The sequence below is a fragment of the Flavonifractor sp. An10 genome, assembly GCF_002161215.1.
GTDB lineage: Bacteria > Bacillota > Clostridia > Oscillospirales > Oscillospiraceae > Flavonifractor > Flavonifractor avistercoris.
Genome location: NZ_NFMB01000002.1, coordinates 145,256 through 160,788, shown reverse-complemented (window position 1 = coordinate 160,788; position 15,533 = coordinate 145,256). Strand labels below are relative to the sequence as shown.

Here is a 15,533-nt window from a genome sequence, read left to right as displayed (position 1 = left end):
CCCCAAGCCCCTTTTGAACACAGAATTTTATTCTGTGGCTGCGCGTTCTCCGAACGCTTTTTGCCCCTGTACCCGGTGCTCTGTTTCGAGACATAGGGTGTCGTGAATCGCGACATCCTCTGGTACTTTTAGGGCGCCCTAAAATGGGGCTCCCTCCTGGAAGATGAGGTGGTAAAATACCACCCCAGTTGTTCCTTTCCGCGACGGTGGCGACGGTCGCAACGGTGCTGGGAGTACCCCTCAAAACACCGTCGCGACCGTTGCGAGCGTCGCGCTTTACCCGATTACTTCAAACACGGGTGCTTCCACCACCATGTAGGTCAGCCGGATACGCCGTCCGGCGTGTTTGCTTTTGTTCTCGTACTTTACCTGATGTTCTTCCAACAGACGGCTGGCATTCACATTCAGATGCTTGGTGAGCCGGTTTACCGCCATATCCGTTTGAATTGCCTGGGCCAGCTCCGTAGGACTCCCTTCCCATTCGCGGTTCTCGGAGGATACGATCTTTGCCACGGCTTCCAGTACCGGGTCCGTGGGCTGCTTCCAAAGCTCATTCTCTGCATAGTCGAGGCTCCAAATTAGGTTCTCCTGGTCCTTGCTCAGATACAGCCGCTGATCCGGCTGGTCTCTGCCTACCACTTCCAGAGTGGCCTTGCTATCTGTCCGCTTTTCCTTCTGCATCAAGAGTGCCCCATCCGCACAGCCCAACAAGCCGGTGGTGCCCGAGATCATCTCAAAACTATCCCCCGCAGGCTGCTTTCTGGTGTGGTGAACGATCAGGACGCAGACGCCATATCGGTCAGCAAATTGTTTCAGCTTACCGATTACCTCATAGTCGCTGGAATAGCTGTAGCTGTCGCTCACCGCTTCCCGAACTTTTTGCAGGGTATCCACAATAATAAGTTTGGTGTCACTGTGTTCCCGGACGAACTTTTCCAGCTGTTCATCCAGGCCACCGCCGATCATCTTAGCGTTGGTAGCGAAGTGGAGGGAGCTTGTCCCCTCCACTCCGAACATTCGGAACATCCGGCGCTGTAACCGGCTCTCGTCATCCTCCAACGCCAAGTAGAGAACAGTCCCCTGATGGGTCTTGTAGCCCCACAAGTCCTGCCCGGTACTGATATGGTGAGCGATCTGTGCAACCAAGAAAGACTTGCCGATTTTGGGCGCTCCGGCAAGGATGTACGCTCCTGTATAAAGCAGGTTCTCAATCACCGCAGACTTGCCCTCAAATACATTGTCCATCAGCTCGTCCAGGGTCACAGTATGCAGGTATGCGGGGTCACTCATACGGCGCATTTTCCGGTAAAGTTCCTCCAAATCTCTTTCGGAGGAATTGCTTTTTTCGCCTAGGTCTGGTATAGTGGTCTTGGAATTTTGAGAGATTGACTGCCCATCATCTGCGCCAACAGATGAGCCCTGGGCGGTCATTTTCTTTTTTTCATTGATCATAGGCGAAATCCTCCTGCATCCCGTTCATAATGGTGGCGATCATCTGGATGGTGTCCAGCAGCTCGCCGTTTACGCCCTGCCCAGCTTCGATCCGGCGGAGTTCGTCCAGCACGGCGGCCAGCTGGTCCCGCAGGGCCTTGTAGACCCTGGGGTTGCCCTGGACCACCACATCCCGTTCCAGCAGCCGCCGGATGATGTAGTCCTGCTTGGTCAGGCCTGTGAGCTTCACCAGGGCTTCCAGATGGAGGTCTTCCTCCGCCGACACCCGGAAAGCCACCGTCTTGTTCCTCCAGCGGTTGTGGTTATCGTAGTTCTTCTTGGACATTTTCTTACACTCCCTTCTCATTTTTCAGTGAATCCAGCTTATCGGCCATTTCCACCTGACGGGTGGGGAACAAATGAGCGTAGCGGTAGGTGATGTCGATGCTCTCGTGTCCTACGCGCTCCGCAATAGCCAGGGCGGTAAAGCCCATGTCGATCAACAAACTGATGTGGCTATGTCTCAAATCGTGTATGCGAATCCTTTTCACCCCAGTTTGCTTGCAGCCACGGTCCATTTCCCGGTGAAGATAGCTTTTGCTGATGGGGAACATCCGGCTGTCCGGCTCCACGCCATAGAGCTGCTTAAGGTAGTCCTGAAGCTCGTCACAGAGAAACTGGGGCATCTGAATCACCCGGTTGCTCTTTGGTGTCTTGGGGGTGGTAATGACATCCTGCTTGTTGAGCCGCTGATAGGACTTATTGATGGTGAGGGTGCGCTTCTCAAAATCGAAGTCCGCCGGGGTCAAGGCCAGCAGCTCACCCTCCCGGATGCCGCACCAGTAAAGCACCTCAAAGGCGTAGAAGGACAGCGGCTTATCCATCATGGCCTCGGAAAACTTAGTGTACTCCTCCCGGGTCCAGAACAGCATTTCCTTCCGCTCCTCCGCCCCCATGTTGCCCGCCTGCCGGGCCGGGTTGAGGTTCAGGCCGTAAAACCGGGCAGCATGGTTGAAAATTGCACTAAGTTGATTGTGAACGGTTTTAAGGTAAGTTTTTGACAGGGGCTTGCCGTGACAGTCCCGCATCTCCCGGATCTCGTTCTGCCAGCGCATAATGTCCTTGGCTGTGATCTCCGAAAGCTTCCGCTTGGCAAAATAGGGCAGGATTTTCTTTTTGATAATGCTCTCCTTGGTGAGCCAGGTGTTGAGCTTCAACTTGGGCTTAATGTCCCTCTCATAGAGGGCGACGAAGCTCTCAAAGGTCATGTTCACATCGGCCTGCTTTTCCATCAGGAACTCCCGTTCCCATTCCAGCGCCTCTCGCTTGGTGGCAAAGCCCCTTTTGAGCTTCTGCTGGCGCTCACCTTTCCAGTCGGTGTAGCGGAACTGCACATACCAGGTGCCGTTGTCCTTGTTTTTAAACGCTGCCATGATTACTCCCCCTTTCTCGCTGTTTCGGTTCTCGTGCCATAAAACTTCTCGTGGAAGAACTTGCGGTCGATCCGGCCGGAAATCGTGATGCAGCCGGTTTTCGCCAGTTCCTCGTTCATCTGCCGGATGAGCTTATAGGCGTAGGGTACGGACACCCCCAGCTCCTCGGCCACTTCATTGACGCGCATAAAAATCTGGTTTGCCATGATAAATACCTTCCTTTCTTAGTCGTTGGTGACTGTGGACTGCAAGCGTTGTGTTTCATAAATGCCTCCTTACTTATGTCCGCCACTTTTTCTCTGTTTCGCAACCAAAAATCTGGCGGGCCATTTGATACGCTATATTATCTAAGCGTATATGCTTAGTGTCCTTATAATACTATACATATAAGCTTAGTTCAAGCCTTTTAGAAGAAATATTATTAAATAAATTTGCTTAGATTACCTTGACAACACTAAGCAAATATGCTATGTTTCATATAAGAACAACCATAGATGGGAGCTGGATGTATGGCGATTGGCGAACGGATTCACTTTTTCCGTCTCCTGCGGGGGATGACACAGAAATATCTCGGTATGGCGCTGGGCTTCCCGGAGAAGTCTGCCGATGTGCGTCTTGCGCAGTACGAAACAGGGTCAAGAACCCCTAAGGCCGATCTGACTGCTGCCCTGGCGCAGGTACTGGATGTCTCGCCCCATGCCCTTTCCGTCCCGGATATAGACTCCTATATAGGGCTCATGCACACCCTGTTTACCCTGGAGGACAACTACGGGCTGAAGATCACGGAGCAAGATAGTGAGCTTGCCTTGCAGGTAGATTTCCGCAAAAATAAGGATGCCGCTCAACTGCACGAGATGCTCTGGGCCTGGCGGGAGCAGGCCGCCAAGCTGGAGGCCGGAGAGATTTCTCAGGAGGACTACGACCGCTGGCGTTACCACTACCCGGAGTACGACAGCAGCCAGATCCGCGCTAAGGTACCGCCGGAGGGTCTGATCTGACCCTCTCACTTGTAGGCCACGGGAAAGGCCGTTTGTTGCGTAAAATCAGAAAATTCAGATAAATGAGAGCAAAATAAAAAAGGTCTAACTGATCAGCAAAAATCAGTTAGACCTTTTACTTATGAATAAAAAGATGAGGATTTTTAGGCTACTCGCAAGCCACCCGATTTTTCTTTTCAAACTCAATAAATCGGGATTTGACGAGTGCTATCAATCTGCTATCAAATGGGGATTTGAAAAATCAAAAAGTCAGTATTTTCAAGGGTTTGCGGGCCCTCATATCCACTTTTTGCTTATTCCCACTCGCTCCTGTCAGAAGTTTTCTAAACAGATTTGCTTATGGGATTTAGCTCGGATTATTGGTATTCTTTTCATTATTCAGATAGTAGAGGCTATCTGATTTTTTGTTGCCATGGTGTTGCCACGAGAACATCTATATTATATCGATTCTCCAAATCCAAATCAAGCCTGTTCCTTGTGCTTGTCTATATATCCATATATCAACTTCGAAAGAGCTTTTATGGACTTACATAAATCTTTTGATGTGTCATTGCTGTCAAGCAATTGAGAGGAGGCGTGCGATAATGGGTTGGCATTTCTTAATTTGTGAGCATTCTCGATAACAGTTTTGCTATCGTCAACGCCAGTGTAAAACCTTATAAGCATTCCTTCCCTGTAAAACATATTGTAATTAGGCTTTTTAAGACTTGGATCATTTCCGGCTACAAAATCTAAATCCGCTGTTACTCGATCAAAATAATTTTTGAAATAAGCAAAAGCAGCCATATAGTTTGCTCGTTTCATCTCGCATAAGTGCATGAAGTAAAGATAGTGGGCTTTGTCATCCCGGGCAACAATTTCGCCTAACTTCTTTACCCTCCATAAATCAAAACAATGGATTGTGCTACTTTTGCAGTGGAATAAATAATAGCTATAAAGATTTGGATGTCGATTAGAAAGAATCTCCAGCAAATCTATGTGTCTGAATTCGCTTTGTATTAAATATGAAATCGCTATGGTTGTATCATAGGAATTCCACTTATCTAAACGATTTTTTCTAAAAAGCTGATTTAAGAATCCCTTAATAGCCTTATCGCTTTGGGTTTTCATAATCATTACTGTCAGCCGCTTAGGATCAAGATTGATAAATGATATGCTTTGCTCAACGAGTCCAACAATCTCTTTTACCACAGGCTCAGATTTTAATTCATCTTCATTTTCATATACAAAATAATTAAAAACTTCGCTTGGGGTAAATTCTATATCGTTCGAGGAAAAATGTTTATTAATTAGTTCATTATATCTTTCTATATCAATACTATCCAAAAGCAATTCGATAGACAGATCCTTCAAGAAACGGCATAGAGCACCAGAGAAAAGTTCTTCAATATTATGTTTTTGTCCGCTGAAGTATTCATCATATAATGATTTTTTAAGTTCTTCGTTGATTTCTTTCGATTCTTTCAAACAACATTTTTTAGCATTCAATGCTAATCCGTAATCTTTGAGAATTGATGAATACTCATTTCTTATTTCATTGTAAGCCTCATGCAAATATCCTATAGGCTTGTCTGAGGAAATAAGGATGTACATATCGTCAACATAACGAACAATGTGGAAAGAAGAAAATGCCGTAACATTCTTTGAGATATATTCGTGCAGAGCCTTGTCCACAGCATCAAGATAGACAACTGTTGCAAGAAATGATGAGGCAACACTATTTTCAATAAGTGGAAATCTGCCATTACCGCAGTATGTAAGCAATTCTTTAAATAAGTGTAACTGTGTTTGAGAGAAAACTACTGCATTAGAGTTGCAAACTTTATCTACTTGTGCAATCAGCTTGTCCACACTTATATTTGCAAAGAAATTGGTAATGTCTGTTTTGATAAAATATTGATACTCATCAATAGAGGCATTTAGTTCTTTAAAAAAATCATCATAGTCCTGTTTGTATTTGGGGCGCAAATGCTCATAGTTACCGGCATAATAAACGGATATATCTGACGGTCTAATAGGCGCATATTGATTGTGTATTTCCATTCCTACCGACTGCAAAAACAAAAACAGAATCGGAGCAATAAGGGATGAGTCTCTGAAACTGCCATCACCTTTTTGCAGATAATTTTCTGATTGATGCATAGCAGGAGGAAAAAGCATAAATGAAGCTGTTCTTATATACCGGTTATAAAAATCCTCTCCAGAGATAATTTTTTTGTCATCAGATGATAGCTTTGTAAACGGGAACCATTGCAAATATGCCTTTTGAGATCCTATCCCTAGTGTAAAGTACATACCGCAAACTTTTTTCCAAGTATCATAAGAGATCCCAAACAAGCACATCCCACCTTTTCTCAATTTGCGTTATTATAGGTAGCTGTGATATCTGCCTTCAAATAACGGGCAGCTTACTCGCTCATATAATCCAGCATTTGCTGATTCAGTGTTTCCTTTACTACTCGCCACTCCGGGAAAAAGGCGTCCATATATTTCTGGAATTGCTCATTGTGATTTCTCTCCAGCAAGTGCACCAATTCATGGGTCACGACATAAGCGAGACACTCTGGAGTTTTCTTTGCAAGCTGGAGGTTAATCCAAATCCTTTTTCGGTCTATATTGCAGGTTCCCCATTTGGTACGCATGTTTTTGACCTTCCACTCAGATGCATGGACACCTACAACCTGTTCACATTTTTGAATCACTTCCGGCAGCTTGCGTTTAAGTTGCTCCCGATACCAATCATTCAAAACACGCTCGCGCTGCTCCGGAGTGCTTTCAGACCGCACTTGCAAAATCAGATACCCGCCTGTAAGGGATACCTCATTCCTAACATTTGAGTATTGCACATCCAGACGATAACGCCGCCCCCAGACATAGTAACTCTCTCCGGTCACATACTGTCGCTTTGTTTGACGTGCTTGAGCTTCAAAGCTCGCACGCTGCTTTTTAATCCAGGAAATTCTGGATACCGCAAACATTCGGATCGCGTCATCCCCAGCAGAGTGCGGTGCAGTAATTTGAACTTTCCCATCGGGCGGCAGAACGCGAATGTACATATTCTTGATGTTCTTTTTTGTAACGGCAATACTCATGTTGCCGATTTGCAGTTCACCCACTAGAATTCACTCTGCTCCTTTACCAATGCAAGCAACTGATCGGCTTCCCGATCATCTTTTACGACAGCACGAATAGCACGCCAGATTTTGCGCTCTTTGATTTTGCTTCCCCGGAAATTATCCTGTTTGCTGGACATGACAGCGCCATATATCTGATTGGCCATAACCGTATCCCCGTTGAGATGGTCATAAAAGGCGCGCTTAGCGGCACTCTCCCGGATTCCTGGAGGATATTCTGTGCCGCTTTCCGGCTTATGTACCTTCCTTGCCAGTTCCACAATCTGACGTAGATATTCCTCATAGTTGATCACGTCATTTTTGCGTTTTTCAATCAATTCACGAAGGAGTGCAGACATCTTCTCGTAGTATTTGGGGTTGCTTTGGGTTCTCTCAACAATTTCCTTGCCAATATTGTTTTCGATAGTCTCTGCAACTGCTTCCTGCTCTTTGGGTGTAGAGGAAGGCATATCCTTCAGCGCGGAAATTCCGTTGTCTACCAACAGCTCGACCAATGTTGCTCCTCCAAAGGAAGTCAACACACGACTGGGATCGGCCGACAAATAGGTATCGATTAAATGGCGCATGTCCGGATCATATTTCTTCAAATCCACATAGTCACCGCTGGCCAAACGCACATCATCACGCACCTTGATGTAGTAGGTAACTTCTCTCTCCAGCGCCTTAATCTGTTCCACAGTATAGTGGTACTTTTCCTGCAATTCGCCCGATACTTCACCAAAAGCGCGAAGAGCTGCTGCTGACAGATTGTAAAGCTGTTCCCGCTTGGGCATATTCTCTTCCAATTCATCCAAGTCAAAGGCTTCGGTGTTGGTACCGCAGAAATAATGGTAGTAGTCTACCATATCTTTAGGCAGAGCCACAGGTTCGCACAGTGCACGCAGAGCTTCCAGCGAATCCTCCAGCTGTTCCTTAGCCTTGTCTAAACGATCTGTCAGCAGGCCGGAGACATCTTCCTTATCGTAGCAGTCAAATGCTTCGGAGGTATAGTCTGCAACCGCATTTTCCAAGGATCGAAACAGGTCTTTGTAGTCAATAATATACCCAAATTCCTTATCTTCACCATCCAGACGATTGACGCGGCAGATTGCTTGGAACAAGCCATGGTCTCGCATAGACTTATCAATATACAGATAAGTGGCAGGCGGAGCATCAAAGCCTGTCAGGAGCTTGTCAACCACAATCAGAAGTTTCATCTGTTCCGGCTGCTTGATAAACTTTTCCTTGACCTCTTTTTCAAATGCCTTCGGGTCTTTTCCACCCAGCATCTTCATGTAGATCTCGTATTGCTCCACAGCCTCGGTCTCACCATCATCACCTACGGTTTCAGTGCGAATATCACCCACCGCTGGTTCGTAAGAAGTCACGATGGCGCACTTGCCCTTCAGCTCGGTCTCCTGGAACAATTCATAGAATTTGCACGCCTGATAGATACTGCCAGCCACCAGCATGGCATTACCCCGTCCGTCATGCAGGCGTGGTTTTGTCTCCATATCAAAAACAATATCCGCTACAATCTGTCCCAGGCGAGCTTTGGAACTGAACATCTTTTGCAGATTACCCCAACGCTGCTTCAGCTTAGCCTTTGCCACACCCGTCAGCCCGCGCGTTTTTGCCTCGAACCAGGCGTCGATCCGATCCTGCTGGACAACATTCTGCTCCACCTCTCGGGCCTCATAACGCAAATCCAGAACTACCTTATCCCGCACCGCTTCATCAAACTTGTAGCGATGGATATAAGGGCCAAATACCTCAAGACTGGTCTCCTTATCCTTTTTCATCAACGGAGTACCGGTGAAACCGATAAAAGTGGCATTTGGCAAAATGGTCTCCATCGCTTTGTGGAGCTTGCCAGATTGGGTGCGGTGACATTCATCCACAAAGACATAGAAATCGCCTTTGGGAGAAAAGTTTTCCGGCAGTGAGCGTTTCAGCTCCTCAATAAATCCAGTATAATCGGACTCGCCGCTCTTGCTTCTGTTTTTCTTGCCAAACTTATGGATCAAGGAACACATCATGACGGGCGAGGTGTCGTTGATCTTCTGAATCAATTCGCTTCCCCGGCGAATGCGGACAATGCTCTCATTGACCCCGGCAAACACCTGTTCAATCTGTACATCCAGTTCGTCCCGGTCGGTGATAATCAGGATACGGCTGTCAGAAACATTCTCCTTAATCCACTTGCTGAGCCACACCATGGTCAAGGATTTTCCGGAGCCTTGGGTATGCCAGATGATACCGCCCTCATGACGCCGCACAAAATCCCGTGCTGCCATATTGCCAAAGAACTGATTAGGCCGACAGGTCTTTTTTACCCCACTGTCAAACACAATGAAATTATGCAGCAGCTCTACAAGCCGCTCTTTCCGGCACAGAGAAATCAGGTTTTTGTCCAGACGCAGGGGATATTTTTCGATTTGAGTGCGTACCGCTACGGAAACCTCATCTTTGGCATTGGGATCTTCTTTCCAGGAAAGATAATACTTTTCTGGTGTGCCGGTGGTACCGTAACGCGCCCCCTCCGAATCATTGCCAGCCAGGACAAGCCCAATGGTGGCAAAGAACTGCATGATCATATCCGGGCGCTGGTTGGTCAGGTTCTGGCGGATGCCCTCCGACATGGAAACTGTGCTGCGCTTCAGCTCGATGACAGCAAAAGCGATGCCGTTGATGTACAGCACCAAATCAGGGCGCTTGTGTTTGATGGTTACTTCTTCGGCAATGTAAAAATCATTTTCCAGCGGATGCTCCCAATCCACAAACTGGACTGTGATCTTATGCTGGCCAACAGACTCGCTGACCTTGACCCCATAGCGCAGCTTTTTATAAGTCTGCTCGTTCAAATCATAGAGGTTCACCGACTGATCTCCGGCGGCATCTTGCAGCTCCTTCAAGGCGCGGTTGATAAGTACCGGCGAATAGCCCTTGCGGGTCAGAAATTTCGTCAGCAGTTCGGTTTCAATATTGGCGTTTTTTCGCTCGGTGAAATCGCCCAGATAGGTGTACCCAAGTTCCTGGACAAATAGTTTTATGACACGCTTCTGCGTGGCTTTTTCCCGTTGGCCAATACTCATGGCTTTCCTCCTTCGTTTGAATATAATTCATCGAAGCAAGCTGCATGTCGCGAAAAATCCAACTCAGCAATATTTTGAACAATTGCTTGGTTCCAATACTGGTATCTTGGATTAAAAAATAGGTTCTTGCGCATTTCCTTTGGGTATTGGGGATCAAACATATCCATCACACAAAAGGTTAATGCCCAACTTTGGATTGGAACAGTAAACTTTATGTTTCGCGTTCCTATTTTTTTCAAGAATCGTGCGGACTGCGTTAATATCCACTCATTTTCAGGTGACCACTCCGTTTTTGTATCCCAGCATCGTACGATGGTATTTATTATTTTACAAAAGATGCTTGCGACATTGTCTGCCAGTTGAATCAGTTCCTCTGCTTGACTATCTGCAAACTTAACAGCCACATCGAAATGTTTAAGTTCTTGTTTTAACATTTCATCGATACCTGAAATATTATCATGAACAATATCAATTTTTCTGGTATCACAGTTGCGCTCAATTTCAATTACTTCCAACAACTCTGAGAGAGCATTAAGATTAATAAGATTAGCAAATTTCCGATTTGAATAACTTCCAAACTTTAGAAAGTCATTTACAAACGTTTCTTCAATTCCTCTGTTCTGAATCTCTGAAACAGCCCAAACTAATCCATTTCCAGACGTTGGAATATGTTGATATGAATAGTTCTTTAAGTATTCAAACAGTTCGTGCACACTTGTCTCTGTAGCTCGCTTTGTTAGTTTGCAGAATGTAGCAAATAGCTCATCTTTTTCTTGCGAAAGGTCACTCACCAACGAGTAATATTCTACCGGGAACTGTTCTCTTGCTTGTTCTCCCAAAATGGCAAATAGCAAAAGCGATGCCAGGTAGAATTTTTTATCATACAAACATATCGAAAAATGGATATCATCTAAAATATTGTCCAAGAAGTATTCTAGAGCATTGTTATTTTCTTTTGTAAACAGGGAGTTTCCTTTCAGCTCTTTCTCAGATGCAAATTGACTCTTAAATGCTGTATATTTCTGATGAAGCAGCTGTTCACTTTGCATATCATGAGTAACAACAGCTGCCAAACAAAAATGGCGCTGTGTTCCATAATTTAGTTTTGTATTCTTATCAGTTATGCCACCAGTGTTTCCTGCTTCATCTAGAAATAGACGCATTAAACATGTCACCTCCCGTGGATATTAGCTTTCAAATAGATCTTCGCACTTTTTAATTGCTCGCTGAATATCCGAATCTCGGAAATAGGTCTTTTTCAGCTTATCTCTCCATTCTTTATTGGAATGGATCAAGTCTTTAATCGAAGCTACGGAAGTTTCCTTACCTTCCCGCCGCAAGTCGCAGATTGCCATATCTACCGTTGCCAAAAGCTCCAGTTCATTGACACTTGTGTACTGGAACTGTGACACCAGCCAATCAATATCCGCCTGCTTTCCCCAGTCCTGCAAATAGGTCAACGCCTGCTGCATCTGCACACCTTTTTCAAAACGGCTGCCCTTTTCGCTTCTTTTGACCTGGATATACTTGTTTTTCTGAGCAATCGGCTCGCCACCTTTATAGCGGATCTCATCAGCGTATGGACCGGCCGCTTTTTTATGGAAGGCAGAAATATCCGCCTGCTCCTTGCGGCGAACCAGATAGAGCAGCTTCTGAACTTTTTTGCGCCCCAGGGGATACTTCTCGGAATAGAATGCATTCACAATTCCTGCAATCATGACCGCATCATCAAAATGCTGATTGTGTGTCGGTTGATGCTGTTTTTCCCGAACCATGTGTGCCTCCGGCGACTTTTTGACATCTGCATCTACCAGCCGAATCCGCCCGGTGAGCAACTCCTGCATCATGCCCTGCTTGATCTGCTGGTACTTGGCCAGTTTCTTTTCCAACAGCTCAATTTCGCTGTCCATATCCGAAAGAACTTGAGCGATAGCCCGCTGTTCAGCTATATCACAAGGGTAATAAATTGGAAGTTCCTTAACAATCGCTGCTGTGTAACTTTGTTGCTTAGTTCCTTGACAGTACTGAAATGCCAACCTTTCACCATTCAACAAATAATAGTGGTATAAATAAGGAATCACCATTTTATCTGTTCCATAAATGGCCATACATGACTGATTTGTTGTCGCTTCTTTACCTAAGATTGCGCAGCTTCCTCTTGTTCCTGCAGCCTCCAACCCTGTTATAGCCATTAAAAATGTTCCTGCTGGATGCATCGTCAGGGATGTTTCGCTTTGTGCTCTTTCGGATATATGCTCTATTGTATCTGTAATAATATTATAGTTAAGTTCTCCACTAGATACCCATCTAATATTACCTTTATAGTAATCAGCCTTACCTCGATATGGAGTTGCGCCGCTGTAAAATCCAGTCAGGACATCTTTCCATACCCCATGCTTCCACTCTCCACTAAAACCCGGAAGGCGTTTTCTGCCGGTGAGCAGTTCCTGCATAGCTCCCTGCTTAATGGCTTTCTTTTTCTCAATCAGCTTTTGCAGGGAGGAAATCAGGCTATCTACATCGGAAAGGGCTTCAGCAATAGCGACCTGTTCTTCAATTTTGGGAATAGGAACTGCCATTTTAGCAATCATATCTCTGCGAACAGAGTCTACAGAAGACTTTGCAGTGTATTTAGACACTTCATTCAAAAAGTTTTCTCGAAAATAGTAATAAAAATATTTCCCTTTAATACCCTCAAATTCCGTCAGTATATAGACCCTTTGATGAGCATCAAATTTTCCATTAATATAATGAAAAACTTTTCCTGTTCCGACTCCATCGCCTGCGGTTAGAATAGCCTCACAATCATAGTGATATGTGCCAATGTGTTCAATTTTCGAGGAGCGAACAAAAAAAGGATACTTGCCGTTTTCTTGTTTATCTTCAGTGTTTCTACTACCTGTTTGAATTTTCAAACGATGCTCAAGTATATCAACATCCCAATCGTTAGGCAGTAAACCTAATGACGTTTTCTTCATTTCCTTTACCATACAAACCCCATCCTTTCCAGATGAGATTTAACCTTGGCTTCGTACTGCTCCACTTCTTCCTCACATTCTTTCAGGGTATACTCATACCGCTCTACCAGCTGGGTCACACGGGCAGAAAGATGGTGAGATACCGCCTCGTGAATGGCATCAATCCCGCTATAAATAGCGGCAAACCACTTTTCCTCCACCAGCAGATGTCGAATCTCCTCGAGTGTCAGCTGGGGGTATTTTTTCTCCAGTTTGGTGTCCAGGTCTGCCTCGGCCTGCTTAATTGCCTTTTTGTAATTGCTTTCGGCGTCCAACAGGGACATATACTCTTTTAATGCAGCCAATTCTTCCTTGGCTGCGGGATCATTCTTGATTGCCTTAATTCGGGCGCTGATGGTGGCTTTTTTCAGATCGTCCAGCTGAGCAAACAGTCCATCCTCGCCGCCGTTTTCTTCAGCCATTTCTTCCAGATTGCCAGACACCTCATCCAGTTGGCCTCGGAGGGTATCCAAGGCCTTGACATCCTCCTCAAAAAAGTGTGCAGCAATCAAAGCCTTGGGGAGCAGCTTACCCTCAAAGCCCTTGATCTTATCGGGCTTGACCTCAATGGTCTGGCCGTTTTCTTTTTTCTTCTTGGTCACATACTCATAGGCAATTTCTCGCCCGGCCTCATAGCCATCATAGCAAACCGCATACACATCGTCCTGCATGGTCTCTGCCCAGTACTCCATCAGCACTTCATAGACATCGTATTTATCGAGAAGCGCCACCTGGGCAAAATCATCCAGAAGCTGCTCGGAAATTTTGGCAATCAACTTTTTCGGCTGAATATCTTTGCCCAGCCCCATCAAATCGTTGGTAACAGTTTCTTTCCAGCGAGAATAAGCATTGTCTACCTGATCAGCATGGCGGATAAATTCCGGATTGGAAGTAATTGTAGAGACAACTTCGTCCTTGTCCACTACCGGGCGCAGATACCTCGGGTGCAATGGCTGGAACAGGATTTCTTTCAAGGAGGGAAACACTGCCCAATATTCCGCCATGCTGTCCACATCGATTTCCGGAATGCCACCGTTTAGGTGGGCATTGATGTCCTGTAAATCTTCCGGCTCACTGCTGTCAATATAGCGCGGAATATTCAAGTTGTACTCGTTGGTGATTTTGATTTCTTCGTTGGGAACGAACCGGGCATACTTGGGGTCCGATTCATCCATTGTAAGGAAGGTAGTCACGATCTTGTGAATATCCTGTTCCCGCAGACGGTTCTTGTTACCGTCTTTTACAAAGCCTTTGCTGGCATCAATCATAAAAATGCCGGTACGTTCCGCAGCATCCTCTTTGTCCAGCACCAGAATACAAGCAGGAATTCCTGTGCCATAGAACAAGTTTGCAGGTAAGCCAATAATCCCCTTGATATAGCCTCGGTCAATAATCCTTTTGCGAATATCTGCTTCAGCGTTACCACGGAACAATACACCGTGAGGCAGAATAATGGCTGCTTTACCGGTAGATTTTAGGGACTTCAGAACATGCAGCAGCCAAGCATAGTCACCATTTTTCTCCGGCGGCACGCCCAACACTGTCTCGCTGTATCTCCCATAAGAGTCAGGTATCGTAATGCCGTCCATCCAAGATTTATCCGAGAAGGGCGGATTCACTACGATATAGTTGAAGGTTTTCAGCAGTTCAGGGTTGTTCTCATCTTTATACTGGGGTGCAGACAAGGTGCTTTTATTGCCGACAATGACACCAGCACCCTTGTTGTGCAGGACCAGATTCATGCGTGCAAGACCGGCGGTGGAGTTATCCTTTTCTTGTCCATAGATGGAGATCTCGCAGGGGGCCTCATCCGCCGCACGAATCAGCAGCGAACCGGAACCGCAAGCAGGATCGTAGACTGTCATGCTGGGATCGGTGGCTTTATCAATACCAATCACCTTTGCCATAATCCGAGAGACTTCGCCCGGTGTATAGAACTGGCCCTTGCTCTTGCCGGAATCCTGGGCAAATTTCCGCATCAAAAATTCGTAGGCGTCGCCCAAAATGTCATCACCGCCAGCACGGTTGTTGGTGAAGTCCAACTCCGGTTTCTGGAAAATTTCCACGAGACCAGAGAGCTTATCTACCGCTTCCTTGTCGGTGCCCAGTTCCTCGCTGTTGAAGTCGGCAATGTCGATAATGCCTTTCAAGTCGTTGGCTTCTGCCAGCTTGCCAATGATGATATTGATGCCTTCGCCAATGTTTTTCTTATATTTTAAGGCAACAATATCGTCAAAGCTGCCTCCATCGGGCACTTCAATGTCCCAATTGTCACTACTCTTGAAGCGATCAGACACATACTTTACAAACAAAAGTGTCAGAATGTAATCCTTATAACGAGCAGGTTCTACGCCGCCTCGCAATTTATCGCATGCAGCCCAAATCTGACTATAAATTTCACTCTTTTTAATTGCCATTGGTATCTTTCCATTTCATTTTTATTATC

At 45.9% G+C, this 15,533-nt stretch carries 11 protein-coding genes; 1 reads left to right on the top strand and 10 read right to left on the bottom strand.

The genetic code is table 11. The annotated features are described in order from the left end of the window. Positions 1–276: 276 nt before the first annotated feature. The 4 genes from B5E42_RS03525 to B5E42_RS03510 are packed head-to-tail and all read right to left on the bottom strand — an operon-like array spanning position 277 to position 3,070. Positions 277–1,452, bottom strand: coding sequence for an AAA family ATPase (locus B5E42_RS03525; RefSeq protein ID WP_087236780.1), 1,176 nt, complete (start codon positions 1,450–1,452; stop codon positions 277–279). Then, positions 1,442–1,777 carry a hypothetical protein gene (locus tag B5E42_RS03520; RefSeq protein ID WP_087236779.1) on the bottom strand — a complete coding sequence of 112 codons (336 nt, stop codon included), beginning with the start codon at positions 1,775–1,777 and terminating at the stop codon, positions 1,442–1,444. Before B5E42_RS03520 ends, B5E42_RS03525 begins: the two co-directional genes overlap by 11 nt. Before the next feature lie 4 nt (positions 1,778–1,781). Beyond that, on the bottom strand, positions 1,782–2,864 hold the full coding sequence (locus B5E42_RS03515; RefSeq protein WP_054338625.1) for a site-specific integrase: 1,083 nt from the start codon (positions 2,862–2,864) through the stop codon (positions 1,782–1,784). A 2-nt stretch (positions 2,865–2,866) separates the two neighbouring features. Beyond that, positions 2,867–3,070, bottom strand: coding sequence for a DNA-binding protein (locus B5E42_RS03510; RefSeq protein ID WP_087236778.1), 204 nt, complete (start codon positions 3,068–3,070; stop codon positions 2,867–2,869). Positions 3,071–3,373: 303 nt separating this feature from the next. Here B5E42_RS03510 and B5E42_RS03505 point away from each other — a divergent pair, with 303 nt between their 5' ends. Then, entirely contained in the window at positions 3,374–3,862 is a 489-nt protein-coding gene (locus tag B5E42_RS03505; protein WP_087236777.1) for a helix-turn-helix transcriptional regulator, read from the top strand. Positions 3,863–4,324: 462 nt separating this feature from the next. Here the strand turns inward: B5E42_RS03505 and B5E42_RS03500 are convergent, their stop codons facing one another. From B5E42_RS03500 to B5E42_RS03475, 6 genes are all read right to left on the bottom strand, one after another. Continuing rightward, entirely contained in the window at positions 4,325–6,199 is a 1,875-nt protein-coding gene (locus tag B5E42_RS03500) for an AbiA family abortive infection protein (RefSeq protein WP_204244371.1), read from the bottom strand. A gap of 71 nt (positions 6,200–6,270) precedes the next feature. Next, positions 6,271–6,978, bottom strand: coding sequence for a SprT family zinc-dependent metalloprotease (locus tag B5E42_RS03495; RefSeq protein ID WP_087236775.1), 708 nt, complete (start codon positions 6,976–6,978; stop codon positions 6,271–6,273). Next, a complete protein-coding gene (locus tag B5E42_RS03490; protein ID WP_087236774.1) occupies positions 6,978–10,070 on the bottom strand; it encodes an HsdR family type I site-specific deoxyribonuclease in 3,093 nt (1,030 codons plus the stop codon). Before B5E42_RS03490 ends, B5E42_RS03495 begins: the two co-directional genes overlap by 1 nt. Beyond that, entirely contained in the window at positions 10,067–11,233 is a 1,167-nt protein-coding gene (locus B5E42_RS03485) for a DUF3800 domain-containing protein (RefSeq protein WP_087236773.1), read from the bottom strand. Before B5E42_RS03485 ends, B5E42_RS03490 begins: the two co-directional genes overlap by 4 nt. A 24-nt stretch (positions 11,234–11,257) precedes the next feature. Beyond that, entirely contained in the window at positions 11,258–13,060 is a 1,803-nt protein-coding gene (locus B5E42_RS03480) for a restriction endonuclease subunit S (protein WP_204244370.1), read from the bottom strand. After that, positions 13,054–15,504 (bottom strand): type I restriction-modification system subunit M, encoded by a 2,451-nt coding sequence (locus B5E42_RS03475; RefSeq protein WP_087236772.1) that lies wholly within the window; start codon positions 15,502–15,504, stop codon positions 13,054–13,056. Before B5E42_RS03475 ends, B5E42_RS03480 begins: the two co-directional genes overlap by 7 nt. Positions 15,505–15,533: the final 29 nt, after the last annotated feature.

Bases quoted from the DNA above. Each gene is read 5' to 3' on its own strand.
- B5E42_RS03525 (WP_087236780.1), bottom strand. From the start codon at position 1,452: ATGATCAATGAAAAAAAGAAAATGACCGCCCAGGGCTCATCTGTTGGC.
- B5E42_RS03520 (WP_087236779.1), bottom strand. From the start codon at position 1,777: ATGTCCAAGAAGAACTACGATAACCACAACCGCTGGAGGAACAAGACG.
- B5E42_RS03515 (WP_054338625.1), bottom strand. From the start codon at position 2,864: ATGGCAGCGTTTAAAAACAAGGACAACGGCACCTGGTATGTGCAGTTC.
- B5E42_RS03510 (WP_087236778.1), bottom strand. From the start codon at position 3,070: ATGGCAAACCAGATTTTTATGCGCGTCAATGAAGTGGCCGAGGAGCTG.
- B5E42_RS03505 (WP_087236777.1), top strand. From the start codon at position 3,374: ATGGCGATTGGCGAACGGATTCACTTTTTCCGTCTCCTGCGGGGGATG.
- B5E42_RS03490 (WP_087236774.1), bottom strand. From the start codon at position 10,070: ATGAGTATTGGCCAACGGGAAAAAGCCACGCAGAAGCGTGTCATAAAA.
- B5E42_RS03485 (WP_087236773.1), bottom strand. From the start codon at position 11,233: ATGCGTCTATTTCTAGATGAAGCAGGAAACACTGGTGGCATAACTGAT.
- B5E42_RS03480 (WP_204244370.1), bottom strand. From the start codon at position 13,060: ATGGTAAAGGAAATGAAGAAAACGTCATTAGGTTTACTGCCTAACGAT.
- B5E42_RS03475 (WP_087236772.1), bottom strand. From the start codon at position 15,504: ATGGCAATTAAAAAGAGTGAAATTTATAGTCAGATTTGGGCTGCATGC.